This window comes from Hymenobacter elongatus, assembly GCF_004745955.1.
GTDB lineage: Bacteria > Bacteroidota > Bacteroidia > Cytophagales > Hymenobacteraceae > Hymenobacter > Hymenobacter elongatus.
The window spans coordinates 20,043-45,663 of record NZ_SRLD01000020.1 but is presented as its reverse complement, the minus strand read 5'-3'; the positions used below and the strand labels follow the sequence as shown (position 1 = coordinate 45,663).

At 59.2% G+C, this 25,621-nt stretch carries 21 protein-coding genes; 9 read left to right on the top strand and 12 right to left on the bottom strand.

Annotation, left to right across the window (positions count from 1 at the left end; all coding sequences use genetic code 11):
• The first annotated feature begins 83 nt into the window (after window positions 1–83).
• Both E5J99_RS11460 and E5J99_RS11455 read left to right on the top strand, forming a co-directional pair.
• Entirely contained in the window at window positions 84–2,045 is a 1,962-nt protein-coding gene (locus E5J99_RS11460) for an ATP-binding protein (protein WP_135497946.1), read from the top strand.
• A 134-nt stretch (window positions 2,046–2,179) separates the two neighbouring features.
• Window positions 2,180–2,665, top strand: coding sequence for a hypothetical protein (locus E5J99_RS11455; RefSeq protein ID WP_135497945.1), 486 nt, complete (start codon window positions 2,180–2,182; stop codon window positions 2,663–2,665).
• 366 nt (window positions 2,666–3,031) lie between these two features.
• Here E5J99_RS11455 and E5J99_RS11450 read toward each other — a convergent pair whose 3' ends face one another.
• Window positions 3,032–4,240 (bottom strand): glycosyltransferase family 4 protein, encoded by a 1,209-nt coding sequence (locus E5J99_RS11450; RefSeq protein ID WP_135497944.1) that lies wholly within the window; start codon window positions 4,238–4,240, stop codon window positions 3,032–3,034.
• A gap of 226 nt (window positions 4,241–4,466) precedes the next feature.
• A complete protein-coding gene (locus tag E5J99_RS11445; protein ID WP_135497943.1) occupies window positions 4,467–6,194 on the bottom strand; it encodes a T9SS type A sorting domain-containing protein in 1,728 nt (575 codons plus the stop codon).
• A 544-nt stretch (window positions 6,195–6,738) separates the two neighbouring features.
• On the opposite strand from E5J99_RS11445, the gene E5J99_RS11440 reads away from it, so the two are divergent.
• From E5J99_RS11440 to E5J99_RS11420, 5 genes are all read left to right on the top strand, one after another.
• Window positions 6,739–8,988 (top strand): TonB-dependent receptor, encoded by a 2,250-nt coding sequence (locus E5J99_RS11440; protein WP_135497942.1) that lies wholly within the window; start codon window positions 6,739–6,741, stop codon window positions 8,986–8,988.
• A gap of 154 nt (window positions 8,989–9,142) precedes the next feature.
• Window positions 9,143–9,862 carry a hypothetical protein gene (locus E5J99_RS11435; protein ID WP_135497941.1) on the top strand — a complete coding sequence of 240 codons (720 nt, stop codon included), beginning with the start codon at window positions 9,143–9,145 and terminating at the stop codon, window positions 9,860–9,862.
• Window positions 9,863–10,062: 200 nt separating this feature from the next.
• Window positions 10,063–11,160, top strand: coding sequence for a sensor histidine kinase (locus E5J99_RS11430; RefSeq protein ID WP_135497940.1), 1,098 nt, complete (start codon window positions 10,063–10,065; stop codon window positions 11,158–11,160).
• Between the two features lie 64 nt (window positions 11,161–11,224).
• A complete protein-coding gene (locus E5J99_RS11425; RefSeq protein ID WP_135497939.1) occupies window positions 11,225–11,530 on the top strand; it encodes a hypothetical protein in 306 nt (101 codons plus the stop codon).
• Window positions 11,531–11,771: 241 nt separating this feature from the next.
• Window positions 11,772–12,548, top strand: coding sequence for a LytR/AlgR family response regulator transcription factor (locus E5J99_RS11420; protein ID WP_135497938.1), 777 nt, complete (start codon window positions 11,772–11,774; stop codon window positions 12,546–12,548).
• Between the two features lie 145 nt (window positions 12,549–12,693).
• On the opposite strand, the gene E5J99_RS11415 is transcribed toward E5J99_RS11420, so the two are convergent.
• The 5 genes from E5J99_RS11415 to E5J99_RS11395 are packed head-to-tail and all read right to left on the bottom strand — an operon-like array spanning window position 12,694 to window position 16,936.
• The gene (locus E5J99_RS11415) at window positions 12,694–13,452 is read right to left on the bottom strand and encodes a LytR/AlgR family response regulator transcription factor (protein WP_135497937.1); all 759 of its coding nucleotides are present in this window, start codon (window positions 13,450–13,452) and stop codon (window positions 12,694–12,696) included.
• Entirely contained in the window at window positions 13,449–14,546 is a 1,098-nt protein-coding gene (locus E5J99_RS11410; RefSeq protein WP_135497936.1) for a sensor histidine kinase, read from the bottom strand. Before E5J99_RS11410 ends, E5J99_RS11415 begins: the two co-directional genes overlap by 4 nt.
• Window positions 14,547–14,549: 3 nt before the next feature.
• The gene (locus E5J99_RS11405) at window positions 14,550–15,509 is read right to left on the bottom strand and encodes an alpha/beta fold hydrolase (RefSeq protein ID WP_135497935.1); all 960 of its coding nucleotides are present in this window, start codon (window positions 15,507–15,509) and stop codon (window positions 14,550–14,552) included.
• Between the two features lie 55 nt (window positions 15,510–15,564).
• On the bottom strand, window positions 15,565–16,446 hold the full coding sequence (locus tag E5J99_RS11400; protein WP_135497934.1) for a hypothetical protein: 882 nt from the start codon (window positions 16,444–16,446) through the stop codon (window positions 15,565–15,567).
• A gap of 34 nt (window positions 16,447–16,480) precedes the next feature.
• Window positions 16,481–16,936, bottom strand: a complete 456-nt coding sequence (locus tag E5J99_RS11395; RefSeq protein ID WP_245318911.1) for an ABA4-like family protein — start codon at window positions 16,934–16,936, stop codon at window positions 16,481–16,483.
• A gap of 176 nt (window positions 16,937–17,112) precedes the next feature.
• Between E5J99_RS11395 and E5J99_RS11390 the strand changes: the two genes are divergently transcribed.
• Window positions 17,113–17,802 (top strand): hypothetical protein, encoded by a 690-nt coding sequence (locus E5J99_RS11390; RefSeq protein WP_135497933.1) that lies wholly within the window; start codon window positions 17,113–17,115, stop codon window positions 17,800–17,802.
• A 235-nt stretch (window positions 17,803–18,037) separates the two neighbouring features.
• Here the strand turns inward: E5J99_RS11390 and E5J99_RS11385 are convergent, their stop codons facing one another.
• The 3 genes from E5J99_RS11385 to E5J99_RS11375 form a co-directional block, all read right to left on the bottom strand.
• Window positions 18,038–18,430 carry a hypothetical protein gene (locus E5J99_RS11385; RefSeq protein WP_135497932.1) on the bottom strand — a complete coding sequence of 131 codons (393 nt, stop codon included), beginning with the start codon at window positions 18,428–18,430 and terminating at the stop codon, window positions 18,038–18,040.
• A 26-nt stretch (window positions 18,431–18,456) separates the two neighbouring features.
• Entirely contained in the window at window positions 18,457–20,643 is a 2,187-nt protein-coding gene (locus E5J99_RS11380; protein ID WP_245318908.1) for a dipeptidyl-peptidase 3 family protein, read from the bottom strand.
• Between the two features lie 392 nt (window positions 20,644–21,035).
• Window positions 21,036–22,181, bottom strand: a complete 1,146-nt coding sequence (locus E5J99_RS11375; protein ID WP_135497931.1) for an AMP-binding protein — start codon at window positions 22,179–22,181, stop codon at window positions 21,036–21,038.
• Between the two features lie 150 nt (window positions 22,182–22,331).
• Between E5J99_RS11375 and E5J99_RS11370 the strand changes: the two genes are divergently transcribed.
• Window positions 22,332–22,553, top strand: coding sequence for a hypothetical protein (locus E5J99_RS11370; RefSeq protein ID WP_135497930.1), 222 nt, complete (start codon window positions 22,332–22,334; stop codon window positions 22,551–22,553).
• A 237-nt stretch (window positions 22,554–22,790) separates the two neighbouring features.
• On the opposite strand, the gene E5J99_RS11365 is transcribed toward E5J99_RS11370, so the two are convergent.
• Complete coding sequence (locus E5J99_RS11365; RefSeq protein ID WP_135497929.1) at window positions 22,791–23,633, bottom strand: DUF6671 family protein; 843 nt, start codon at window positions 23,631–23,633, stop codon at window positions 22,791–22,793.
• A gap of 11 nt (window positions 23,634–23,644) precedes the next feature.
• Window positions 23,645–24,604: an L-threonylcarbamoyladenylate synthase gene (locus E5J99_RS11360; protein WP_135497928.1), complete on the bottom strand. Its 960-nt coding sequence runs from the start codon at window positions 24,602–24,604 to the stop codon at window positions 23,645–23,647.
• Window positions 24,605–25,621: the final 1,017 nt, after the last annotated feature.

Below are 25,621 nucleotides of genomic sequence, written 5' to 3'. Positions count from 1 at the left end.
TTAGCAAACTCAAATACTGCCCCCAGAACTCTTGCCGCTGGTTGGCCGCGCTATATTGCCTCCGCTCTGTTTTTAACTCCCGCATGACTTCCTGGTTTCGCCACGTATCGGCGTTTCTGCTGCTGGCCTGTCTATTCAGGGCGGTGCCAATTGCAGCCCAGAGCCCGGCTCTCGACAGTCTGCGCCGCCTGGCCCGGCAGCCTCAGCCCGATAGCAACCGCGTAGTATTACTCTGCCAAATCAGCGACCAGTATTGGGCCTTGCGCACCGATTCGGCCGAGGCCTATGCGCGGCGGGCGCTGGCGCTGGCCCGCCGCGCGCGCTACCAGCATGGCGAGGGCGAAGCGCTGAACCGGCTAGGGGCGGCGCTGCGCGAAAGTAACCTGGCGCGGGCTCTGGAGCTGTTTCAGGAGTCGCTGCGCATTGCCGAGGCGCGCCACGACTTGCCCTTGCAGGCCCAGAATCTGCGCAGCATCGGCATCATCTACGTCTATCTGCGCGACCGAAAACAGGGCCTGTCGTATTATTTCCAGGCTCTGCGCATTGGGCAGCAGCTGCACGCCGAGCGGCGAGTGGTGATTGAGCTGAGCAATATTGGGCTGGCCTACGACCTCTATAACGAGCTGGACTCGGCCCGCTACTACCAGCAGCAGGCCTACCAGCTGGCTCAGCGCCTGCACACGCCCACCAACTATATCCTGTATGGTCTGGGCAACGTGGCCCGCAAGCAAGGCCAGCTGGCCGCCGCCCGCAACTATTATCACCGTAGCATCCTGGAGTCGGCGGCGTTGCGGCACCAACGCAGCAGCAATTTTGCCTACGTAGGTCTGGCTACTCTCCAGCAGCAGCAGGGCCTGCTCGATTCCAGCAACTACTATGCGCGCTTGGGCTGCACGGCCGCGCAAAAAAATGGCTTTCTACGCGGCGTGCTCAATGCCAGTACGCTGCTCACGCAAAACTTTAAAAGCCGGGGCCCGGCCGACAGTGCGCTCAAATATCAGAGCCTGATGCTGGCTATGAAGGACACGCTTTTTGGCCAGGAAAAGGTGATGCGGCTGCAAAGCGTGAACTACCAGGAGCGGCAGCGGGCGCAGCAGGCCGCCGCCGACCAGGCCGCTCTGCGGGCCCGCTACCGCACCTATGGGCTGCTGGCCGGGCTGCTGGGGCTACTAGTGCTGGTGGGCGTGCTCGTGCGCCACCACCGCCAGCAGCAGCGGGCCAATGCGGCGTTGCAAGCGTCGTTGGCCGAGCTCAAAACTACCCAGCACCAGCTGGTACAGCGCGAGAAAATGGCGTTTCTGGGTGAGCTGACCGCCGGCGTGGCCCACGAGCTGCAAAACCCCCTGAGCTTCGTCAAGAAGTTTGCGGAAGTCAGCACTGACTTGGTCGATGAGATTAACGGAGCCCAGCGGCTGGCCCGGGATGGGCGGCTGGAGCGCGAAATTCTGGACGGGCTCAAGCAGAATATTCTGAATATCAGCCAGCATGGCCAGCGGGCTACGGCCATTATCAAGGGCATGCTGGAACACGCCCGCACGGGCAGCGCCCCCCGCGAGGCCACCGACCTCAACGCCCTGGCCGAGGAAAACCTGCGGCTGGCCTACCAGGGCATGCGCAACGAGCATCCCGACTTTCAGGCGACGCTCACCACGCGGCTGGCGCCGGAGCTGCCTCACATAGCCGTAATTGCGCCCGACCTGGGCCGGGTACTACTGAACTTATGCACCAATGCGCTGTATGCCGTGCGCCAACGGCAGCTGCAGGAAGCCGACGCTGCTTATCGGCCCGAGGTGAGCATCACAACCAGTAAGCAGCCCACTGGCGTCGAAATTCGGGTGCGCGACAATGGAACCGGAATGTCCCAAAGTGTGCAGGCTAAGATTTTTCAGCCGTTTTTCACGACCAAACCCGTGGGCGAAGGCACTGGCCTGGGCCTTTCCCTCAGCCACGATATCATCAGCACCGGCCACGGCGGTATGCTGGCCGTTGAGTCGGCGGTGGGGGCCGGCACAGAATTCATTATTACGCTGCCTCTGAAGGACTAAGGACGGCAGTGTTTTGGGTTTGACTATTCGACTGGCGCGGTGTGGGAATGAGCTGTTGTGCGCCCAAGCCTGACACCCAATTACTTTTGCGGAACCTGGAACGGGAAGCCGGATGAACTCCATTTAGCAGCCTTATGTATCATTGTAAGCATTTTTCTTCTACCTACAATGACTACGAAATAGTATGTGCTCTGCTGCTGGCGACAACAAGCCTGCTCGGCAGCTGCTCAAAAAAAGAGGCTCCTAAACCTGTGGTAGTTGATACGACACAGTCGGCTATCACGGTGATGGTTTCCGAGAAAGGTGCTCCGCCGTATGCGCTGAACCAGGCGTATGTTGTGAGTGCTAATTGCGCCACCTCAGCTTCCGCTTTGACGATTACTGGGAAGCTCAACAACGGGAAAGCTGTACTGCTGGATTTCGTTCGGAATCCTGGGGCTACTACGCCGCCTAATACGACCAATGGCCTGGAAGCGTACTTGGATGGAGCCAGTGGCACGGCCATGAGCGGCACGACCACTTATAACACCCAGACGAAGAAAGCTGACGGCACTTTTTCCGTAACGTTTCCAGCTACGGGCGCTTTGACGGGGTCTTTTAGTGGCGTAGCCGTGCCATAGTCTGGTTTGTGCTACTGCCTGCATCAAGCAAGCCTCAACCAATAGGTTGGGGCTTTTTTGTGCGCTATTGGGCTTGGAGAATAAGGAGGCAGAAATGTGCGGCGTCGATCTGCGGCTGGGGTAGCCACCGGTTTTTCGCGGCTAGGCTGTGTGGACAGCAAGTAAAAAGAACGTCATGTCGAGCAGCGCGAGACATGACGTTCCAGAAAGGCAAAATGCCTTCCAAAGTGCTAGTGCCCACACAGCCTAGCAGATGTTGAGTGCGCTGACTCATAAAATTCGACGCGAGTGTACCTGAATTCAGCAGGGATACGCTGACTGGCGGTACACTGCTGCTGCTAAAAGTGCTACCGGGCAACTTCGCGCTCAGCCCGCTGAAACCGCCGGACTGAGCGAGCCAATAATAGCTTCGGTAAGGGCGCACTGCCGCTGATGAGAATACTGTTGCACCTGCTGCTGGGCCTGTTGTACGCGCTGCTGGGCGAGGCCGGGTTGCTCCAGGCACTGCCGGATTTGCCGCACGCAGGTTGCTACATCGCCCAAGGGATACAGCAGGCCCGTGTGGCCGTCTTGTACCAGCTCCAAGGTGCCGCCCGCCGCCGAGGCCACAATAGGAACGCCGGCCGCCATGGCTTCCAGGGTCACCATGCCGTAGGTTTCGTTGGTCGAGGCCAGCACAAACACGTCGATGGCGTTGTAAAAGGTCGCCGGGTCGGGCTCAAAGTCCCGGAAGAAAACATGGTCCTGCAGCCCCCACTGCGCCACCAGCTCCTGCAGTCGCCGGAAGTAGGCGTCGCCCTCGTTACGGGTTGGCTCGCCCATGAGCAGAAGGCGGGCCGGGTGCGCCGTTGTAGTGCGCAGCTGATGCAGCACCTCCAGCACGAAATCCTGCCCTTTGCCGTAGTCGAGGCGCCCCAGCAGGCCGAGCAGGGGACCTTGCGCCGGCAGATTCAGCGCTTGCCGGGCTTGGTGCTGGGGCAGCGCGGCCTCGGAAAACTGCTCTATCGGTAGCCCCAGCGGCACTACGTGTACCCGGCTCGCCGCAATTCTGGTTTTTTCCAGTACCTGCCGGGCCAGCCCGGGCAAGGGCGAAAGCCAGGCGTCCAGCAGCCGAAAACGCAGGGTGTGAAACCAGTCGCGCTTGGCACGGCCCAGCTGCATGTGCTGCTGGTAGAGCAGATATAAGTCGCCTTTCAGCAGCAGCTTTACCAGAGTTGCTAGGCCCAAATCCTTGTTTTGGGTAACAATGAGCACCGTTATTCGGCGCTGTGCCACTTGCTTTTGTAAGGCGCGGGCGGCGGGTGGCAGCTGCAAGCCGCGCCGGGGCACCACGGGTGCCAGCGGCACCGCCCACTGCTCGGCCAGGTTGGCTAGTGGGGTGGCGGGGGGCGCAAATAGCGTCACGTCCCAGCCCCGGGCCTGCATCCAGGCGGCAAACTTCAGGCTGTTAAGCTCCAGCCCGCCCAGGCTGGCCGACAAACACAGCACGCCTAGCCGGGGCCGGCCGGCCGCTTGGGAGCCAGTAGCTGGGCCTGAGTTGCTGGGAGAATACGTCGGCGTGTGGTCTGGTGTCATGGCAAGGACGGCGGCTGGTGGCCAAGGTCGGGTAAAATTAGCACTAGAAACTGCCTGAACCGGCTGGTAGGTGTTTTAGCCGGCTACTCGTATGGGTATGACGCCTACCGGCTGGCTTACCTTCCGTGCCGCAGGTAGCGTGCGGTGCCCATCAGCAAAAAGCCGGGGCCCGCTGCAAGCAGCAAGCCCCGGCTGTTACCGGTACTCTACAGCAGAAAATTAAGGGTTAGTGCACCACCACCTGAGTCCGGCTGATGCCTGCTTCGAGCAAGTACACACCGGGGGCCAGGCCGGTGGTAGGCACCGCTGCCTCCTGGTTGCCCGCCGTGATAGTCGTCTGCCGCACGATCTGCCCGAGCGTGTTGCGCAGGGTTACGGGCTGCGTGGCTGGAGCCGGAGCCGCCAGACGTAGCGTGGCGGCCGTACCCGCCGTCACCGGATTCGGGTACAGGGCCAGGGGCTGAGCGCCCGCCGCCTGGCGCACGGCCAGCGTGCTGCCGGCGCTGTTGAGCTTGGCCACGAATATGTCGCGGGAGGAGCCAGTCAGGATAGTAGAGCCAAAAGTGACGCTGCCACCAAAAAGGTTGCCCATGGTGAGCAGGCTGCCCGCCTGGTCGAAGGCAATGGCACTGAAGGAATAGCGGCCGCCGCCAGTGGCTACCGGTGGCTTGATGGCGTATTGCCACTGGCCATTGGTGTTGAACCGGGCCACGTATTCGCCACTCTCGGAGAAGGAAAGAGAGCGGGTGCCAAACGAATAAACTGTACTCGCGCTCGGATCGGCATTTATCGTGCCCGCCAGCACGGCGTTGCCTTGGGCATCAACGGCTAGCTTGCCGCCCCCTAGAACCCCGCCGTTCTGACTGGTAACGGCGCCGACCAGGTTCCAAGCTCCGACCGTGGAAAGGCGGCCTACAAAGCCAACGGTGTTGGTGGGCAGGGTAATCGTACCGAGCTGACCGCCGGCATTGGTGGTATTGGACATCCAGACGTTGCCGCTGGCATCGTATTGCAGTCCATCGATTTCCAGGCTACTAGCGGTCGACGACTGCGTGACCCACTGCCACTGGCCGGCCGGGGTAAGCTGCGCCACCGCTTGTTTATCACCGCTGGTAGCGTTGATCGTCGTGCTGCCCAGCGTGGCGGAGCCACCCCGGACGGCCACTGCTACTGCCACCTGCCCTTGTGGTCCTACCACAGCCTCGTCAGCGCCAATATCGCCGCTGCCGGTGGTGCGTGCGCCCAGCGTGCTGGTCCACTGGCCAGCCTGGCTGAGCCGCGCCACGAACATGCCTTGGTCATTGGGGCCAATGGGGGCGGGTAGCGCGGTGCTGCCGAACGAAACGGCCCCATGGTAGTCACCGGCTACTATCAACTCTCCGTTCATCGGGTTCAGCGCCATCGAGTTAGCGTCAGCGTTGTTGACGGCTAGGATCCAGAGACACTGACCGCTGCTGTTGAGGCGGGCCACGAACATCCGCTGTTCCAGGTTGGAGCCGGTGAGGGGGAGCGTAACCGTACCGATCCGCATAGAAGTAGCATCCTCATCCACGGTGCCGGTTACAAAAACGTCGCCTGCAGGTGTTGGCACAATATCCCCCAAGAATACGACCGTGTTGTTGGTGCCATTGGCATCCTGGGCTTCTATGGCCGTGGCCCACTGCCACTGCCCGGCTGCGTTCAGCTTGCCGACGACCCCGCTGATAGTGGCGCTGCTAAGCCTGGTGCTGCCAAAGGTACGAACCGAAGAAACGCCATCACGCTCCTGCAAGCCTCCGCCCACGTAGCTGTTGCCGGCTGCATCGGTGGCAATGCTGTAGGCGCGGGCCTGGGTTGCATTGGTAGGAGTAGGATTAATGCTTTGGGCACCCCACTGCCAGGTAGGTGTTTGGGCGTGGGCGGCGGGCACACCCAGGGCGCAGGCGAGGCCCAGAGAAAGTAGAAATTGACGCATGAAGCGGGCTGGTTTGAGGTGAAAACGAACCAACAAAGGTTGTGCAGTGAGTAGCTACTGCGCAATACCTACTTCTGGGTATTTTTAAGGGGTTTACAGCCAGCCCAACCATTCCGTCAGACCTCAGATTCGTTGATAAGCTTCACGCAACGGCGGGGCCGCTCCGGTTCAGTAGCTGCTCAGAGTTGGCAAATAGCTTCATAGTGATGGTGTACCCATTATGAAGTGAGTTGTAAGAGCGACGTAGAGACGCGACCCTTCGCGTCTCCGGGACCGCGCCGCGAAGGCATCGTTCAACGCCGCGCCGCGAAGGGTCGCGTCTCTACATCGCTCTTACAACTCACTTCGTGACGAGTACAACTCAACCAGAATGGGAGCGGCCGGCTTGGTGGGCGGTAGCGCAGCACCGAAGTGCGCCGACTGAAGCCGCAGTGGCCACGCCTGGCTTGCGGCGCTTCATCCCCCTCATCCGACGCTTCAGCAACCTTTAGTTTCAGCCGGGGCCGCAGTCCTTCACCTTTGGGCATCACTTCGCTGCTTCCCCATGAAACGACTGCTACTTCCGCTGCTGCTCCTGCTGGCCACGGCCTATGCTGCCCTGGCCCAAACGCCCACCACGCTCAGCGGCACCGTGCGCGACGCCAGCGGGCAGCCACTCCCCGGCGTGAACGTGTTTTTGAAAACCACCTTCGACGGGGCCAGCACCGATTCACTGGGCCGCTTCCGCTTCTCGACCCGGCAGCGCGGCACGCTGCCCCTGCTCGTTACGCTGCTGGGCTACCAGCCCCAGGAGCAGCCCGTGGTGCTCGATGGCACCGCCCGGCGCTTCACCCTGGTGCTGAAAGCCGTGCGCAACCAGCTCGGCGACGTGGTTATTACCTCCGGCACCTTCGAGGCCAGTGATACCAAGCGCAACACCACCTTCTCGGCCCGCGACGTGGTGACGACGGCCGGGGCCTCGGCAGATGTGGCAGGCGCTTTCAACACCATGCCCGGCACCACCCGCAACGGGGAAGAGGGCAAGCTGTTCGTGCGGGGCGGGGCCGCCGGCGAAACCCGGCAGTATTTGGACGGAGTGCCGCTGCAAAGTCCCTACAACGCCGCCGTATCGGGCATGCCGGCGCGGGGGCGGTTTTCGCCCATGCTGTTCAAAGGCATGGCCTTCAGCACCGGCGGCTACTCGGCCGAGTATGGGCAGGCCCTGTCGGCGGTGGTGGCGCTCAGCTCCGAAGACCTGGCCCCGGAAACGCAAACCGGCATTTCGCTCCTGTCGTTGGGCAGCGTGAGCCTGTCGCACCAGCAGCGCTTCGCTCGCTCGTCGGTGGCCGTCACGGGCGACTACATGAACATGCGACCTTACTTCGGGCTGGTGCCCCAGCGCATGCTCACGGCCTACGAATCGGGGGGCGGCTCGGTGGCGCTGCGGCAGAAAACCGGCGAAATGGGCATGCTGAAGGCCTACGGAGCCTTCACCCAGCAGCACATCGGGGCCCGCCAGCCCAACGCCGAATGGGAAGGCGGCCAGCCGGTGCGGCTTAGCTCGAACAACACGTATGTCAACACCACCTTCCGCAGCCCACTCGTGCGGGGCTGGTCGGTGCAGACGGGCGTGGCGGCCACCCGCGACGATCAAACGGCCAGCATTACCACCCGGGCGCCCACTTCGCAGCAGCAGACGCGGGAGCAAACCATGCGCGAGCAAGAGCAGTCGGTGGTAGGCCGGCTGGTGCTCACCAACGATTCGGCCAGCGCCTACTGGAACCTCAAGCTGGGTGTGGAGGGCTTGGCCCAGCGCAACCAGCAGCGCTTCGAAGCCGACCCGTACGCGGTGGCCTTTGGCCTGAGTGAGCGGCGTGTGGCGGGCTTCGCCGAGTCGGATATGGCCTTCAGCAACAAGCTGGTGGGGCGCGTGGGCGGCCGGGTCGAATACTCCGACGTGCTGGGCCGCTGGAATGCAGCCCCGCGCCTGGCTGTGGCCTACCAGATCAATGAGAAAACCCAGCTTTCGGGTGCCTGGGGCTATTTCTACCAGAACCCCGGCAACGACCTGCTGCTGCGCGTGGAAGCGCCCGAACGGTTGCGGTTTGAGCGCGCTCAGCACCTGCAGCTTACGTATTTGCGCAACTACCGCAACCGCACGCTGCGCGTGGAGGCGTATTCCAAAACCTACGCTCACCTAGTGCGCTACGATCTGCGTGGCGTCTATAATCCGCAGCTGCTCTCGCCCGCCGACCCCGCCACGTACCGCAGCACCGGCACCGGCTATGCCCGGGGCGTAGATCTGCTGTGGCGCGACCGGACAACCATCAAAAACGCCGATTACTGGATCAGCTACGGCTTTCTGGATACGCGGCGGCAGCAGCGCTTCGATCCGGTGCTGGCGGTGCCCACCTTTGCCGCCCGGCACAATCTGAGCGTGGTGGGCAAGTACTGGGTCGGCAAGATGCACACGCTGTTTGGCGCGACCTACAGCTACAATAGTCCCCGGGCCTACTACGACCCCAACGACGAGGACGGCTACAACCAGGGCCGCCTGCCCAGCTTTCAGGACTTCAGCCTGAATGCCAGCTACGTGACCAAGCTCTGGAACAACTTCACCATCGTGCACGTGGCCTGCACCAACGTGCTGGGCCGCCAGAACGTGTTTGGCTACCGCTACAGCGCCACCAAAGGAGCCGACGACCAGTATGCCAGCACCGCTGTGCTGCCCTCAGCTCCGCGCATGGTGTTCGTGGCCCTGCTGATTTCCATCAATAAGAAGCGGCCGGCCGATACGGATACGGCCCCGGAATAGCGGCCCCTGCCGGGCCGAAAGTACGGTGCCGCACGCTTCATCCGCCTGATTCGACGCTTCGGCAACCTTTAGTTTCAGCGGCCGCCGCTACCCGCCACCTTTGACTCATTCTCTTCCCCACACAGTTTCATTCACTCACTTCTTCGTTCGTATCATGAAAAACACCCTGCTCGTTTTCGCTTTTGCCGCCGCCTCGCTTTCTGCCGCCGCCCAAACGCCCGCTGCCAAAGCTGCCTCTTCTACCGCCACCACCGCCACGGCGCCCGCCGGCTACACCGACATGATGGCCGCGACCATCACGGCGCTGAACAGCACCGGCGACCCAGCCCAGCTGAAGGAAATCGTGAGCAAGTTTGAGCGGGCCGCCGCCGCCGCGCCTACCGATTGGCTGCCCCAGTATTACCAGGCCTACGGCCGGCTGCTGACCTGCTTCACAAGCAAGGAAGACGGGGACGTGAAGGACAAATACCTCGACCAAGCCGAAGCCTCCCTGGTGCTGGCCCGCAAGCTGGGCGGCGAAGAGTCGGAGCTACTGGTGGTGCAGGCCTACATCTACCAGGCCCGGCTGGGTATTTCGCCCATGGCCCGCTCCATGAAGTATTCGGGGATGGTGAATGAAACGCTGGCCCAGGCCAAGAAGTTGAATCCGGCCAATCCGCGCATTTACCTGGTGCAGGGCAACAACCTGCACTTCACGCCCAAGATGTTTGGCGGCGGGCCGGAAGTAGCCAAACCGGTATTTGAGGAAGCCAAAATCCGCTTTGCCGCTTTTCAACCCAGCGGCCCACTGGCTCCGACCTGGGGCGAGCGGCAGGTGCTGGGGCGGCTAAAAGCGTATGAGCAGCCCGCCGCCCAAGCTACTGCTACCAAATAGTAGCAGACTGCGCCCCGTGCTACCGTCGGTAGCGCGGGGCGCTTCGCGTTTCTGCGTCGCGTCTTTTCGGGTCATCATTCGGCTGTTGCGGCCTGTCCGGTAGCATTCCGGTAGCATTCCGGGAGCACGCCGGACCCGCGCCCTGCACTTGCCCGCACGTAAGCCGCGCTCCGAACTCCTGCCTCAGCCCGTATCTTGCCATGCCTCTCACCAGAATGCCTACTGCCCGCACCATGGCCGAACACGTTCCTGCACTGCCCTCCTGGCGCACCCTGCGGCCCTGGCTGCGGCTGGCGCTGACGCTGCTGGCCGTGTCGTCCGCTATTAGCTTGCTCACCTGCCTCACCTGCCTCGGCAACCTGCAGGAGATGCTCGTCAATTTTGCGCTGACGACCATCTATACCGTCGGGCTATGGCTGGCCAACGGCTATTCCGTCGACTGGCTCGATAAGTACGTCAGCTGGAAGAAGGCGCCGGGCAAGCGGCTGCTGCTCACGCTGCTGGTGTCGTTGGCGGGCTCGTTGGTCGTTATTGCCCTGGTGCGGCTGGGCTACATTTTGTATCGACACCAGAGCCCGCTGCTGCTGCTGTCGGCGCAGTATATCAACGGCTATATCTTCCCGCTGGTCATCACCGTTATCTGCTCGCTGTTTATGCACAGCCGCTCGTTTTTGCTGGGCTGGCGCGAGGCACTGGTGCGCAACGAGCGTCTGCAGAAGGAAATGGCCCTGGCCGAAACCGAATCGTTGCGCCAGCAGCTCGATCCACACTTCATGTTCAATGCCCTGAACGCGCTGACCTCGCTGGTGGAGGAGGAGCCCCAGCTGGCCGTGCGCTTCATCCGGCAGCTTTCCCAGGTCTACCGCTACGTGCTCGATGCCCGCCAGCGCGAAGTGGTGCCGCTGGCCGAGGAGCTGGAATTCGCCAAGTCTTACTTGTTTCTGCAGCACATCCGCTACGGCGAAGCCCTGCGCATTGAGCTGCCCCAGCCTGGCGACATCCCGGCTCACTTCGTGGTGCCGCCGCTGAGCCTGCAGCTGCTGCTCGAAAACGCTCTGAAGCACAACGCCGCCAGCGTGAGCCAGCCCATGCACCTGCGCATCGAGCTGGATGCCGCCGCCCGGCAGCTGAGAGTGCGCAACACGCTGCGTCTGCGCCGCCTGGGGCCCGAGGAGTCGCTGGGCATTGGGCTGCCCAACCTGACGGCCCGCTACGCCCACCTCACCACCGAGCCCGTGCGGGTGGAGTGCACGGCGTCCGAATTCGTCGTAACGCTGCCGGTATTGAGCTTAATGTGATAAATATGCTAATTGGGTTGCGAATCGGTTGATATGCCAATTGCAACCACCGTTTTCTTGAACTATGGTATACGCCAGCCTGAATTCATTCTGCGAAACGGAAGTGAGCAGTGCATTAGCCAAACAGCAACTGCTTAATGAAATTGCTGCGGGCCAAAAAGAGCTCCACGGTACCCTGGACGTTGAATACAACGTGTATCAATTGGTTATCCGCTTTAAGGACAACCACGTCGAACTCTGGGATACCATGATGCACTATGACAAAGACCAAGAGCCTTATACTACGACGTTGAAGGCCTTTCTAAAAGAACTTGCCGAGTACGTTCCTGGGACGTTCCCCGCAGAATACGTACCGAGTAGATCGACATAACGGCATCGGAGGACCCTCTTTTCCCTAAACAGCCAGCAGATGCTCGTCATTAGGTAGCTACGTGCCCACAGTGGGGTGGCCCGAGTTCAAAGAACTGGTTCCCCAAATCAAGGTACACGGAACCCAATCAGGTAGGCGTTTCGTGAACTCCAACGCAGTATATTGCTCAAATCAGTGCTTAGCTCATCGGCCTATTTTCCACATTTGTCACCTGAGCCCTACTTTTCCACATTGAAAAAGGATGACTGCCTTCGTTATTGAAGATGAGCCGCTGGCTGCCCGCCGCCTCACCGACCTGCTGCGCCGCCAGAACCCGCCGGTAGACGTGCGCGCTACCGCCGACTCGGTGGAAGCCGCCGTGGTGCTGCTGCAAACGGCCCCGACGCCGCCCGACGTGCTGTTTCTGGACATTCATCTCTCGGATGGGCTCAGCTTCGAGCTGTTCGAAAAAGCTGACGTGCGCTGCCCGGTTATTTTCACCACCGCCTACGATGCCTACGCGCTGCGGGCATTCAAGGTGAATAGCATCGACTACCTGCTCAAGCCCATTGACGAGGAAGAGCTGCAGGCGGCTGTGCACAAGCTGCGTGCGCTGCACACGGCCGCCACGCCCACGCCATCGTTCGACGCGGGGCTGCTGGCCCAGGTGTTGCAGCAGCTGCAGCCCTCCCAGCAGTACAAAAAGCAGTTTGTAGTGAAAGTGGGGGAGCACCTGAAGGTGATTCCGGTGGAAAATATCAGCTACTTTTTCAGCCTCGAAAAGGCCACCTTCCTGCAGACCCGCGAAAACCGCCGCTTCGTCATCGACCAGACCCTGGAGCAGCTGGAAAAGCTGCTCGACCCGCGCCAGTTCTTCCGCCTCAACCGCGCCTACTTCGTGCACCAGGATTCCATTCAGGACATCATCCACTACACCAACAGCCGCCTGAAAACCGTGCTGCTTCCCGCCAGCCCCGAGGGCGACGTGCTGGTCAGCCGGGAGCGGGTGCCCGCCTTCCGGGCCTGGCTCGAGCGGTGATTTTGGGGAGTTTAACTTTCTGTGAACGTCATGTCGACCAACGGGAGACATCTCGCCTGCAATGGTATATCAGATTACTTTGGCAACATCAGCACGCGAGATGTCTCGCTAAGGCTCGACATGACCGAAACAGCACTACGCGCCTCTAGCCCTCCAGCCAGCTTTTAAACGCGCTGGCTTTTTCCTTGCTCACCAGCACCTCATCACTCGGGGCGGGGGCGAGGTCGAGCTTCAGCTTGCCATTGAAGTGCGGATGCAGGCGCTGCACGGCCTGCAAATGCGTGATAAACTGCCGGTTGAGGCGAAAAAAAACCGGCGGTTCCAGCAGCTTCTCCAGCTGTTCCAGCGTGTAGTCTACCACGTAGCGGCGGCCATCGGTGGCTACGAGCGTCGTGACTTCGTGGCGGCTCTGAAACCAAGCGACGGCGCTGACGGGCAAGGGGAGCAGCTGCTCGCCGCTGCGCACCAGAAAGCGGGTTTTGTACGAGCGCTCGGGCCGGGGCAGACTGTCGCGCAGGGTTTCCAGCTGCTGCGCCGGGGCAGTGGGCGTGCGCCACTCGTGGAGCTTGAGCAAGGCCGCCTGCAGTTCCGCCAACTTGATGGGCTTGAGCAGGTAATCGATGCTGTTGGCTTTGAACGCCCGCAGCGCATACGCGTCGTAAGCGGTGGCGAAAATGACCGGGCTGCGTACAATTACCTGGTCGAACACGTCGAGGCTAAGGCCGTCGGCAAGTTGAATATCGGAGATAATCAGGTCGGGCGCGGGGTTGGTAGCGAGCCAGGCTACGGCCGTGGCCACGCTGTCGAGCACGGCGACTACGCGGGCGGCAGGCGCAGCCTGCAGCAGCAGCCGTTGGAGCCGCTCGGCGGCGGGGTACTCGTCTTCGAGCAGCAGAACGGTCATGTGGTTGAATGCTGAATACCGGGTTCTAACTTGTGGGCGCTGGCAGCGGCGGGCAGCAGCGGCAGCAGCACCGTAAACGTGGCTTCGGTGGCCTCGATGCGGACCGGCAGGGTGGCTTGCAGCAGCTCGTAGCGGTGCACCGTATTCTGCAGGCCCAGGCCGGTGCTGGGCCCCAGGCCGGCAGCGCGGGGCCGGAATGGGTTTTGCACCCGCAGGTAGCCGCTGGCCGCATCGGCCATGATGCCTACTTCCAGCGGATGTTGCCGGCTCACTACGTTGTGTTTCAAGGCGTTTTCTACCAGCAGCTGCACGCTCAGCGGGGCCACGCGCTGGTCGAGCAGGGCGGCCGGAATCTGCTGCGATACCCGCAGGTTGTCGCGGAAACGGGTTTTTTGCAGGGCCACATACGTTTCCACGAAGGCCAGCTCCTCCCGCAGCGACACGGTGGCCTTGCCGCGGCTCAGCAGCACGTAGCGGTACACGTCGGCCAGCTGCTCCACAAACTGCTGGGCCGGCGCGTTGGCATCGTCGATCAGGGCGGCCAGGGTATTGAGGCTGTTGAACAGAAAGTGCGGGTCGAGCTGGTTTTGCAGTGCTTCGAGCTGGCTCTGCACCCCGGCCTGGGCAAGCTGCTCGGCGCGGCGCACGTTGTGCTCCCACTGCTGAAACGAGTGCCAACTCTCATAAATAAGCTGCACCACCAGGGTAGGCACCATGTTCAGGCCGAACTCGAACCAGAAAGCGCTGCTGCTCAGGGGAAAGTACAGCTTGCCCGCCGAGGCCAAGTGAATAAGCACCGTGACGACAAACGTAATCAGAGTGTTGAGGATGGCCAGCGACCAAAGCCGGGGAGCCGTTTGCCCGACCAGCGGGAATCGGCGGAACAGCCCCGCCCAGAGTGCCCGGCCCGTGAGCCAGAAAACCGTAGTGAAGCTCGTGGACAACGCCCAGGCCACCAAAAACTCGGACAAGGAGCGTACGTGCAGCAGCCCGCGCGGCAGCAGCGCCAGCACGGCCAGCGTCGGGATGCCAATCAGCAGAAACCACCGGTCGTTGGGCAGGGTGCGGGCGGCGGGCGCGGCGGGCTGGGGCATGGGCTAGGATTGGCGGGGCAGCTTTTGCACGAAGCTAACGACCGCCCGGCGGAATGCCGCCGGCTGCTCCAAAAACGAGTAATGCTTGCCCGGCACCACTACCACCTGCTGCCGCGGAAAGCGGAACGTTTGGGGCGTGGCCCCCGTGGAGCGGTCGTCCTGGCCCACGATGGTCAGCACCGGCATGGTGAGGCGGGTGGTAGCGGGCACGTAATCCTGGCCATAGTCGGGCAGCTGGCCGCTGAATACCTGGGTGGCGAAATCGTGGTTGGGGCCGCTGGCTTGGCTTACACGGCCGGCCCGGCTGGCCAGGGAATCGGCGGAAAACTGCAGCTGATAGCCCAGGTTTTTTTGCTGAAGCGCCCCCATTACCATCCCGAAGCGCTGCATCAGTGGCAGGCCCGGCGCGGGCTGCGCGGCGGCGGGGAGCAGGGAAGTGCCGTAGTGCAGCATGCTTTCCAGCGAGGCCGGTGGGTTCAGCACGCTATTGACCAACACCAGCGCCCGCACCCGCTGCGGATACTGAACCGCATACGCCGTAGCAATGGCGCCGCCAAACGAATGGGCCAGCACCACCCAGCTTTCCAGCCCCAGCTGCTGCCGCAGCTCCTCCAGATCCTGCACCATGCGCTGCATCGAGTAGCGGTTGCGCGGCGAGCTGGCCGAGCGGCCACTGCCGCGCTGGTCGTAGTAGATCATGCGCAGCTGGTCTTCGAGCTGATTGCCACCCAGCTTCTCAAAGGAGTAGCTGCCGGCCCCCGGCCCGCCGTGAACATACACGCAGGGCGTGCCGTGGCCGGCTAGCTGCACGTAAAGCCGCACAGAATCAGAGGTGAGCAGGCTGGTAGGGCCATTGGTCCAGGCTGGCGTGGGCCGTTGCTGGGCGTGGGCCGAAGTAGAGGCCAGCATCAGGGGCAAAAAGAGCAGGCAGAACAGCAGGCGGGAGAGAGGGAGACGTAGCATGGCTGAAAGAAGAAGGGAATGGAAGAGAGAAGCAGAAGGATAGGTAGCGGGCCGCTCAGCTCACGTGCCACAGCGGCAGCCCTTGCAGGGCGTGCCAGTAGAGCCAGGCCACGCCGCTGGTGTAGAGCAGCGTGAAAGAAAGGATGCCCAGACGTTGGCCCTGAACGGCCAGGTGAGGGAAATAGCGCGTCAGCAGCCAGCCGAAAAGGGGCAGCACCTGCAGCGCATGTAACCCCAGAAAATGCGCTGCCCGCAAGTCGCCGTAGCGGGTGCTCCAGCCCAGGCCCGGCAGCCCCGCCCCACCGTCGGCCCCGCCAATGGTGTGGCCCAGGTGGCTGATCATGCTGCCGCCAATGGCGCTGCCCGCCAAAAAAACAATCAGGCCCAGGCGCATGCCCCATACGTAAGCCGTAGAGCCAACGGGCCGATGACGCAGCATCAGACCCAGCGCCCAGAACAGCAGCGCCGTATTGAGCATAATAAACAGCCCCATGACGCCAAACAGGATTCCGTCGAGCGGTGTGCCGACGTTGAAGTGCGACGTAGTGCCGCGGGCCGCCTGCAGAAAAATGACCAGAATCTCGACTACCATGCTCACCGCCACGCCCCAGCTGATGTAGCGCACGGTGCGTTGGGCCGCCGCCGGCAGGTGAGCCAGTAGCCACCCGAGCGTCCAGAGGTAGATTAAATCCGAGACGGCGAACTTCAGGGGCTTGAACCACACGTTCAGGCCCGTTACCATCCGGTCGTCGAAGGGCAGCAGGAGCAGGGCCCCGGCCAGCAGCGCCACGTGCAGCCAGCCCGCCCCCGACAGCACCGGATTGCAGCGGTGCAGCACCGTTAGAAACTGACGTAGGGAGCCGACCGAATCGGGAGAGCCGGGAGCAGCGGGCGTGGAGTCGGCGGCGGCAGCGGATGACAAGACGAGCGTTTTCATAGCGAAGCAAGTAAGGAGCAGTGACCAACGGGAATCAAACGGCCAGCGTCGCCGGGGCCGAAACCAGCGGGTAAGCCCTGCGAATGAGATGATAGAGCAGAAAGCCCACCGGCCCCAGCAGAAAGGTGAGCACCAGCACCGGCACCAGCAGCACATGGGGGAGGCCCCGGCGCTGGGCGTCGCGGCTGGCCCAGGCACCCACGGCCAGATCGAAACACAGATAATGCACCCAGCCGGCCAGCAGCGCCCAGGGGTCCTGAAACAGCGCCGCTACCGCCGCCAGCGACCCAAACCCGCCCTGGCTGCCACTGGCCCCGAGATAGTGCCAGCCGATGCAGCCGGCGTAGAGGCCGGCCAGCACCAGCGGCAGCGCCCCACTGCCCACTACACAGCGCGTGATGCGCCAGCGCGGTGCCAGCAGCAGCAGCAGCCAGCCGGGCAGTACCACGGTGCTGGCGAGTTGAAAAAGAAATTCGGGAGACAGTGCCATAGCTACTAGGGTGATGGAATGCTCAAACTTCCCTAATCTTCGGTGGTTACACAGGCGTAAAAAGGGTGAAACAGCCCAAGCCGGCAGTGAACCGGCAGAAATAACCAGGTGAGCTACGGGAATGAAATGCTGGTGAATGGTACAACTCCCCCCGCCACCGCTCGTATTGTTGGCACGTGAACCGATTGTTGATGAAATGGCTGGGCTTGGCGGCCGTAGCCTGGGGGTTGCCACTGCTGGCCCGGGCCGGAGCCGGCGAGGAAGATACTACCGGTGTGCGGCAGGCGCATCGCCGCGTCGTGTTTCAGTTCGACAACCGCTACTCTATTCTGGATGGTAAGCTGGTCGCTATCAACGGGCTCAAGCTAGCCATCGAGTGGAAAGGCCGTTTGCGGGCCGGGGCCGGGGGCTACTTGCTCAGCAGTGGTATTCCCTCGCAGCAGGTAGTACCGCCCGGGTTTCCGGCGGGCACCACGGCCGAGCTGCGCTTTCGCTACGTGGCCGTTTACGCCGAATACCTGTTTGTGCGCTCCAACCGCTGGGAGCTGAGCGTACCAGTGCAGCTTGGCGCGGGCCGCTTTTTTACCAGCTTCGAAATGCCCGACGGCAAGCGTAGCAAGGATGCCAAAGAAACCGTCTGGCTGCTCGAACCTTCCGTTTCGGGCCATTTTCGGGTGTTTCCCTGGTTTGGCCTCGGGGCCGGTGCGGGCTGGCGCGAAACCATTTTCGTGAATAATGCTTTGGACGAAGCCCTCGACGGACCCATCTTCTACGGCCGGGTCAAGCTCTTTCTGGGCGACTTATACAAAACCGCCCGCTTCAAGCGCAAGCTGTTTTCCCAGCAGCATTTCCGCTACGAAGAATAAGAGCGTGTTCGGGATTTTATTTTTCGTGTCCTGCTGGGCGCGGTCGAAGCATATCTACCGCACTGGTAAAGTCAATTACTTCTGCGGTAGAGATGCTTCGACTCCGCTGCGCTGCGCTCAGCATGAGAGTTTTCAATAACTCAAACAGCTTCTTAGCCAACCCTATTCCATACAAAAGCCGCCGGCGCTTCTCACGAAGGGCGGCGGCTTTCACGTTGCTGCGAATAGCTAGGTACTACTTCGGGCCCGAAGCCGTGGTCAGACGGCGCAGCAGGATGTGGGTAGCCTGCTGGTTTTTGATGCCGTTGGGCAGCGAGTACAATTGTACTACCTCCCAGCCCAGCTTGCCCATGTAGTTAAGCGTGCTCAGCGGAGTCGAAAAAACTTCCAGCTTGCCTACTTCGCGCTTGGCCATATCACTGTCGCCGAGCTTTTCGTAGCCGTAGCCGAAGTCCACGTAAATGTCGCCGCCCTTCGTTTTGGTGGGGTCGTTCAGGAAGTCGGTCTTCAGCAGCTCGCAATACTCGTAGCGCGAGGCATTAAGCAGGTTCGTCGTTTGGGCGACGCTGGCCGTGGGGCGAGCTGCCAGCAACGATAGCAGCAGGGCGGGGAAGAGAAGTTTTTTCATGGGAGGTCGGGGGCAGGCCGGAAGCCTTAGTTATAGGTAGGCAGAAACTTGTACTTGCGGCCGTAATCAAGCATTTGCTGGGCAAAATCGGAAGGATATTCCACCTTCACGTCCACTATTTTGCCGCCTTCCTCCACCGGCACCAGGCGGGGCTGAATAAAGCCGGCATAGGGCGCAATGTTGAGCTTCTGGTAGCGCTCCAGCACTTCCTTGTGCAGGGTGGGGTCTACTTTCACGCCGTAGGTTTCAATCAGGTTTTTGGCCGCCGCGTAGTCGCCCTCGCTCGTCAGGCGCTGCAGCTCGCGCAGCAGCTGCCCAAACAGGCCGCGTAGCTTTTGGTAGTCATTGACTTTGAAGTAGGTTTTGCCGTCGCGGGTTACCTTCTCGATGACGTTATCCTTTTTGCCTTTTTCGTACGCCCACTTGGCCACCATCTGGCGGTTGCGCATGTGCGCTTCCTCCACGGTTTCGCCCAGCGGCAGGCGTACCAGCTGGCTCATGAGCCCGCCCCGGATGTAGTTGTCGTACTCGGCTTTGCCCACCTCCAGGCTCGGCACCACGCCCAGCGTCACCAGCTTGGTATCCATCAGGTAGTACAGGGCCACCAAGTCGGCGCGGCCTTCCTCAATGGCCGAGGCGTAGCTTTTCAGCGTCTCCTTGGGCGTGCCCACTCCCGCGTTTATCTGCCCCGAGGCGTGCCCGATAACCTCGTGCATATCGGTGTGGAGCTTGCCGGCCAGGCCCGCAAACTGCCGGGCGCGCTGCTTTTCCTCTTCCGAGAAGGCAAACTCATCGAGGCTGCCGCCCGCGTCGGCCATGCCGTAGGCGTCCACGATGTTGCCCAGGTTCACCGACTTCGAGCCGTGCTCCTTGCGAATCCAGTTGGCGTTGGGCAGATTGATGCCGATGGGCGTGGCCGGGGCCGCGTCGCCCGACTCCACGACCGTCGTAATGACCTTGGCCGTGATGCCCACCACGTTCTTTTTCTTGTGCTGGGGCAAAATCGGCGAATTGTCTTCGAACCACTGCGCCTGGTCGCCGATGGCCTTGATGCGCTTCGTCGCCTCCAGGTCCTTGAACGATACCACCGACTCGTAGCTGGCGCGGTAGCCCAGCGGGTCGCCGTATACCTCAATAAAGCCGTTCACCACGTCGGTCCGCGACTTGGTGTCGCGCACCCAGGCGATGTTGTAGTCGTCCCAGGTTTTCAGGTCGCCGGTCGTATAAAACTGCACCAGGCGCTGCAAGGCCAGCTTTTGCTCGGGTGTTTCGGCCACGTCGACCGCTTTGCCCAGCCAGTAGATCACCTGCGTCAGGGCCTCGCCATACATGCCGCCCACCTTCCAGGTACGCTCCACGATGCGGCCCTGCTTGTCTTTGGTCAACTTAGAATTCAGACCGTGGGAAACCGGCCGCTGGTCTTTTTTATCCGCTTTCTTGGCGTAGAAAGCCTCGGCTTCTTTCTGGGTTACGCCCTCGTAGAAGTTGTTGGCTGAGGTCGTGAGCAAGTCCTGGCCGGCTACCTGGTTTACCCGCTTGGCGGCTACGTTCGGGTCGAAGATAATCGGGGTGATGCTGGTCAGCAGCTGGGCTACGGTTTCACCCTTTTCCAGCGGGAGCGTAGCGGCATCCACGCTTTTCACCAGTTCGGCAAAATACTCCGGCGAGCATTCGGGCACGAACTTCCGGGTCGAGTAGTGGTGGTGCACGCCGTTGCTGAACCACACGCGCTTGGTGTACACGTTCAGCTTGTTGGCTTGGTCGACGCGCTGCGTGTTAGAGGTAGCCGAAATCTGCTGCTGGTTGGCGGCCCAGATGGCCTCCAGCGTGCGGCGCACCCGCAGGTTGTGCTTGAAATTCTGGTCGTAGGAAATATCGCGCCCGCTCAGGGCCGCTTCGTACAGATAATACAGCAGCTCCTTCTGCTTAGGGGCCAGCTCTTCGAAGCCCGGCACCTGGTAGCGTAGCACGCGCAAATCGGCGAATTGCTCACTCACGACCTGAAACGAAGGCGTGGCGCTGTTGGCTAGCGCCTCCGACGGGGCCGCGCTTATGGCGGGCCCTTCCAGGCTCTGCACCGAGGTTGTTATGGCGTCCGAAACAGCTTGGGTGGGTGGAGTGGTAGCGGCAGTGGTGGCCGACGTGCCGGCGCAGCCACCAGCCATCTGAGCGGCCAGCAGCAGAGCCGCGACCGGAATATGGGTACGCTTCATTGCGAGAATTGCGGGTGGAAATTTGTACAAATCAACGTCTTTTTTCACATAGTTAAGAAGGCCAGCCCTCGGCTCGGCTCCACAGAACAGGACTCCCGCATTTTACTGCCCGCAATCCTAAGAGGCTGTTTGAGTTAATTTTTTTAGGTATCAGGAATGATGTAGAGACGCATAGTTGCGTCTCATCGTTGAACAAAACCTGGCCTTGAGGCGCAAGCGACGAGACGCAACTATGCGTCTCTACATCACAATGACAGCTTTTTGCTAACTCAAACAGCTTCTAAGAGCGGGGTTGGAAGTTTTCAAACAAGCCAATTCCGTCCTGCCAGATCAGACAGGGCACGAGAAGCAACATCCCAAACCCGTTCTAATCCATGCTCCACGCGCGGCTTTTAGCTGTGCGGCTCTTCGGGGCGCGGCGCCACGGCTACGGTCCGGAGCGTGTTCAGGCGGTCGAGCTTGCCGGAAGCCGTGGTGCGGAACTGGGGCACATACACCAGCGCCCGGGGCCGCTCGTAGCGCTCCAGTCGCTCCGAAAGCAACGCCAGTAGCGCCTTGGCCTGCGCCTCCGGCAAAGCCACACCTTCCAGGTACGCCGTCACCTGCTCGCCGAGGCGCGCGTCGGGCCGGCCAGCCACGAAGCTGCGCCGCTCACTCAGGCCCAACTCTACCAAGGCCACTTCGAGCACTTTTTCCACCTTTTCGGCCTGCACTTTCACCCCGCCGGAGTTAATCACGAAGTCGGCGCGCCCGAGCCACTCAAACGTGTGCCCATCCAGGAGCCGCACCCGGTCGTTGGTCGTGAGTAGGCGGTCGTCGGTTACATCGGCGCGCACGGTAAGGCAGCCGCGCTGGTCCTGGCCGATATGAATGCCGGGCAGCGCGCGGTAGTGGAGCGTGGCGTCGGCCCCATTGAGGCGGCGCAGGGCAATGTGGGAGGCCGTTTCGGTCATGCCATACGTGAGGTACACCGGCACCTTGAGCTTCTGAATAGCGGTTTCCAGGCTGCTCTCCACCGTGGCCCCGCCCACCAGAATAGCCTTCAAGCGGTTCAGGCGTGGCGCATACGTGTGGGCCAGCACCTCCCGCAGCTGCAGCGGCACGAAAGAAGCGAAGTCGAACGCGGCCGTAGCGGGCACCAGCGCCAGCGGGTCGGCGTGGGGCTCCACGATGGTCAGGTGCAGGTTCAGCTCCAGGCCGCGCACCAGCATCATCATGCCGCCCACAAATTCGCAGTTCAGGCACACCAGCATCCGGTCGCCGGGGCCCAGGTCGAAGTAGTCGCCGGTGCGGCGGGCCGAAGCGGCCAGCTGGCGGCGGCGCATCGTTACCAGCTGGGGCTTACCGGTGGAGCCGGAGGTGCGCAGCCCAAACTCCTGGGCCCCATTGAGCCACTGCCGGCAGAAGTCCAGCACTTTGGCCTCGTAGCCGTTCAGCTCCACGGGGCTGTTGGCCGGATATTGTTTGATGTCATCGTAGCGGAATTCGCGGCCGTTGAGCAGCAGGGCGTCGGGCAGGAGCGGGGGAGTAGCAGACATAAGCAAAGCGGAAAAGCCAGCGGCAAAGATTCACGAATACAACCACAACCGCATACGAAGCTCCCGGCGGAAGGCTGGCTACCCGCGCTTCTGCTTGACATTGAGCGAGGTAGAGTCGTATCTTAGGGAAGGTATCAACGCCCCGCCATTATGTCCAGCCCCCACCTCTCGCCGTTTTCGTTGACCCGCACCTTCGTGTTTCGGCGCTACTTCACGCTCCGCAGCCAGGTAGCCGCCGCTGTGCGTGTTGATCCTGCTTCCGAAGCGGCCCACCAAGCCCGCAAGTGCCGCAAAAAAGAGGCGAAAAACGAGCGGCTGCGCAACTTTTATGGCTGGTGTGAAGGCTGCGCGGCCTACGGATCGATATTTTAATAGAGCATTCTGTAGAAACGAGCAGCGCCACCTGGTTCGGGTGTCGCTGCTCGTTTCTGCAGGTATTAGGCAACTCTTGGAGCATTGGCGATTTAGAACCACAAATGTTCAACATGACACTACTGTTCATTAAACGCACAAAATCCAAAATTTGCACGTCACTCGCCATAGTCGCTACTACCGTGTTAGCGGCTGTGGTTCTTTTTGTCTTGTAGCATACATCCTTTTTCGCTTGTGTCAAGGGTTGCAATAGTCGCAATACATAGGGTCTTCGCTTGTTTTTTTATGAGGGAACACTTCTTCTTTTGTGTATTGACAGTGTTGGCAGACGTAAACGTAGCTTAATATTGAATTTGTTGGTGAGCCGCATGAATTGCATTTTAATCCTCTTTTAGCGTCTGTAATTGCAAATCCAGGTTTGCTGCATTGAGGGCATAAAGAATTTAATTTCTCTATTAATTTATGGGTTGCAGTTTCGATTACCTTCATGCGAGAGGGATTATACAATGCCCTCATATCAGTTTCTGCATAAACGGAATCAGAGCCTTGTATTAATATGCCGAACGCGTATTTTAATTGGTCAATATCTGTGATACCTTTAATAATTTTATTGTTTTCGCCTTTACTCTTGCGAAGAATTAGGCCGTGAGATGGGAAATATACGGAATGAGAAAATTCCAAAAGTTCATTTTCAGTTTTAACCTTTTTGCCGTTAAAGTTTGTTTCGATACTCAATTCTCTTGCTACAACTTCTAAATTATTCTTTTTATCAATAAAAATTAAAATTTCATCGTCAGCACTTAGGAAAAACATTGATGGGTGTGGTCCAAAAGAGCCTTCACTTGCTATGCCTAAATCGCAATTAGAAAGCTCCATTGCAATCAAGCATTTTTTTCTTGCTGTTGCTATAGGGTCAAGTTCTCGTTCTGTCTCACCTGTAAAAGTGCCTAACGCATCTGTGTCAAAGTCTTTATTTACAAAGCAGGTAACACCCAGCGCTGCTTCCAGAAGTGGGGCTATCACCTTTTCTTTTTCGTGTTTTGTGGCTATGATAAGCTTGCGATTGCTGAAAAATTTCACTTTGTTTTTATTTATTTTTTTGTTGCACGCTCCAGTCTGTCATTTATTGATTTGCCTAATCCAATATCAGGCAACCTTTCAGCAATAATTGCATCCAGATTCAATTTGTCTAAAAGATGTAAAGCGGAATATAAATTCGTTGCAGCTTCTTCTAAGTTACCATTCTTTGATAATATTTCCTGGTGAATTATTTGTGGTGCATTTACTTCGGAACAAAAAAGTAAAAGCCCAATTTTTTTATCTGGGAACGATTTTATAAATTGTTCTATATTCGATGCCAAATAAGTATTTGTTAAAGGCGCATAATGCTTTGAAAGCATTCCTGGCGCATCAGGAGTAGATTCCTTTTTGTTTTTGATTTCGATTTTGCCAACTACTTTTTCAATATCCTCAATAGAAATTGCGCCTAACCTATATACAACCGGTTCGTCGTATGGAAAACCGATGATAGTTGATTCAATGCCATTTTTGCAATTGCCTCCATCAAGAACCATCTGTATGTTATTGCCAAAATATTCTTCAACATGAATTGCTTTTGTTGGGCTTATGCAGCCAAAAGGGTTTGCACTGGGCGCTGCTAGTGGAAAGTTCAACTGTTCCAGCAAAGCTAATGTTACAGGGTGATTGGGTATTCTTATGGCAACCGAATCCTTGCCAGAAGTGATTAAATCAGGTACATGTGACTTTTTTTTTAGAACTAAAGTCAGAGCACCTGGCCAAAAAGCATTAGCCAACAACAGCGCTTTTTTTGGAATATAACTTATGAATTCATTGAGCTGATTAATGCTATGAATATGAACAATTAAAGGATTAAATAAAGGGCGATTTTTCATTTCAAAAATCTTACGTATAGCTTTTTCACTATAAATATTGCCAGCTAAGCCATAGACAGTTTCTGTAGGTATAGCAACCAGTTCTTCTTTGTTTAAAATTTCAACAGCTTTTTGAATGTCTTTTGATGTGATTGTCATTGATTTGTTTGTTTGATTTGAAGAAAAAAATGCCTTTAATCCGTTTGCAAGTCAATTATTTCAGGCGATAAAAATTTGCCGGTTCTATCAATTATATTAAATTGGCTTCGCCTTATAAGTTGATGATTGTTTTTTAATAAAGCAGCCATAAAAAATAATATCGTCAGTAAAAGGTTTGCTTTATTTGCAATCTTGACATTTTTTATCAGCTATTTGGAAGTCACGATTATCGCTGTCTGCCTGTCTGTTGCTGGAGGGCTACTGCCATCGCCGCTGACGTATATACCTTTGTGTTGTGGTGGGAATCAGGGAACATCAGCTCAGTCTATAACCAAAAGCTTAATTGAAGAACTAAAGATTAGAGTTTCTTGTCATTGTATATTTTGGGCTAAATGTTTTTGTTAGTGTGGTGTTTTGTCAGCTTGCCCATAACATCTGTGTTGCTGTCATGGCGAATGTCGTCAATCCACCCTCAGTACGCAACTCAATAACATCAACCCAACGCCTGGTAGTTGGGCTGATGTCGTTGACTGCTTCAGAATGCCAGATCGTTCAGCGGAGAAGCGGGGCGTGCGTTGCGCCACATGCGTATAGATTTCGGTGATTTTGATGCTGTTATGTCCGGGTAACTCCTGAAGCACCCAAGCGATACTGCCGGAACTGCGCCCGCAATAGCAGCAGCACTATCGGGCAGCGGCAGCTTTTGCTCTTGCCCCGCGCACGTGCAAGGCCATGCAGCACGAGTCACTATCCTGGGGAGTAAGCGCCCCGGCACCTCGCCCAGCCCCAGCCCCAGCCCATGGGCCGGCGTCAGCATGGCCCGGTGCTTGAGGTTGTCGGTGCTACAATCAGGCTCTGCAACCGAGTAGCCGCTACCGTCGGCCCCGCTCGGAAAGCGGCGCATAAAAGATGCGAAAACGAGCGGATGCGTAATTTTTACGGCTGGTGTGAGGGCGGCGCGGCCTAGGGGCCGATATGCTAACCGAAACTTTGCTACACAGAAAGCGCCATCCGATT

Bases quoted from the DNA above. Each gene is read 5' to 3' on its own strand.
- E5J99_RS11460 (WP_135497946.1), top strand. From the start codon at position 84: ATGACTTCCTGGTTTCGCCACGTATCGGCGTTTCTGCTGCTGGCCTGT.
- E5J99_RS11455 (WP_135497945.1), top strand. From the start codon at position 2,180: ATGTATCATTGTAAGCATTTTTCTTCTACCTACAATGACTACGAAATA.
- E5J99_RS11450 (WP_135497944.1), bottom strand. From the start codon at position 4,240: ATGACACCAGACCACACGCCGACGTATTCTCCCAGCAACTCAGGCCCA.
- E5J99_RS11445 (WP_135497943.1), bottom strand. From the start codon at position 6,194: ATGCGTCAATTTCTACTTTCTCTGGGCCTCGCCTGCGCCCTGGGTGTG.
- E5J99_RS11440 (WP_135497942.1), top strand. From the start codon at position 6,739: ATGAAACGACTGCTACTTCCGCTGCTGCTCCTGCTGGCCACGGCCTAT.
- E5J99_RS11435 (WP_135497941.1), top strand. From the start codon at position 9,143: ATGAAAAACACCCTGCTCGTTTTCGCTTTTGCCGCCGCCTCGCTTTCT.
- E5J99_RS11430 (WP_135497940.1), top strand. From the start codon at position 10,063: ATGCCTCTCACCAGAATGCCTACTGCCCGCACCATGGCCGAACACGTT.
- E5J99_RS11425 (WP_135497939.1), top strand. From the start codon at position 11,225: ATGGTATACGCCAGCCTGAATTCATTCTGCGAAACGGAAGTGAGCAGT.
- E5J99_RS11420 (WP_135497938.1), top strand. From the start codon at position 11,772: ATGACTGCCTTCGTTATTGAAGATGAGCCGCTGGCTGCCCGCCGCCTC.
- E5J99_RS11415 (WP_135497937.1), bottom strand. From the start codon at position 13,452: ATGACCGTTCTGCTGCTCGAAGACGAGTACCCCGCCGCCGAGCGGCTC.
- E5J99_RS11410 (WP_135497936.1), bottom strand. From the start codon at position 14,546: ATGCCCCAGCCCGCCGCGCCCGCCGCCCGCACCCTGCCCAACGACCGG.
- E5J99_RS11405 (WP_135497935.1), bottom strand. From the start codon at position 15,509: ATGCTACGTCTCCCTCTCTCCCGCCTGCTGTTCTGCCTGCTCTTTTTG.
- E5J99_RS11400 (WP_135497934.1), bottom strand. From the start codon at position 16,446: ATGAAAACGCTCGTCTTGTCATCCGCTGCCGCCGCCGACTCCACGCCC.
- E5J99_RS11395 (WP_245318911.1), bottom strand. From the start codon at position 16,936: ATGGCACTGTCTCCCGAATTTCTTTTTCAACTCGCCAGCACCGTGGTA.
- E5J99_RS11385 (WP_135497932.1), bottom strand. From the start codon at position 18,430: ATGAAAAAACTTCTCTTCCCCGCCCTGCTGCTATCGTTGCTGGCAGCT.
- E5J99_RS11380 (WP_245318908.1), bottom strand. From the start codon at position 20,643: ATGAAGCGTACCCATATTCCGGTCGCGGCTCTGCTGCTGGCCGCTCAG.
- E5J99_RS11375 (WP_135497931.1), bottom strand. From the start codon at position 22,181: ATGTCTGCTACTCCCCCGCTCCTGCCCGACGCCCTGCTGCTCAACGGC.
- E5J99_RS11370 (WP_135497930.1), top strand. From the start codon at position 22,332: ATGTCCAGCCCCCACCTCTCGCCGTTTTCGTTGACCCGCACCTTCGTG.
- E5J99_RS11360 (WP_135497928.1), bottom strand. From the start codon at position 24,604: ATGACAATCACATCAAAAGACATTCAAAAAGCTGTTGAAATTTTAAAC.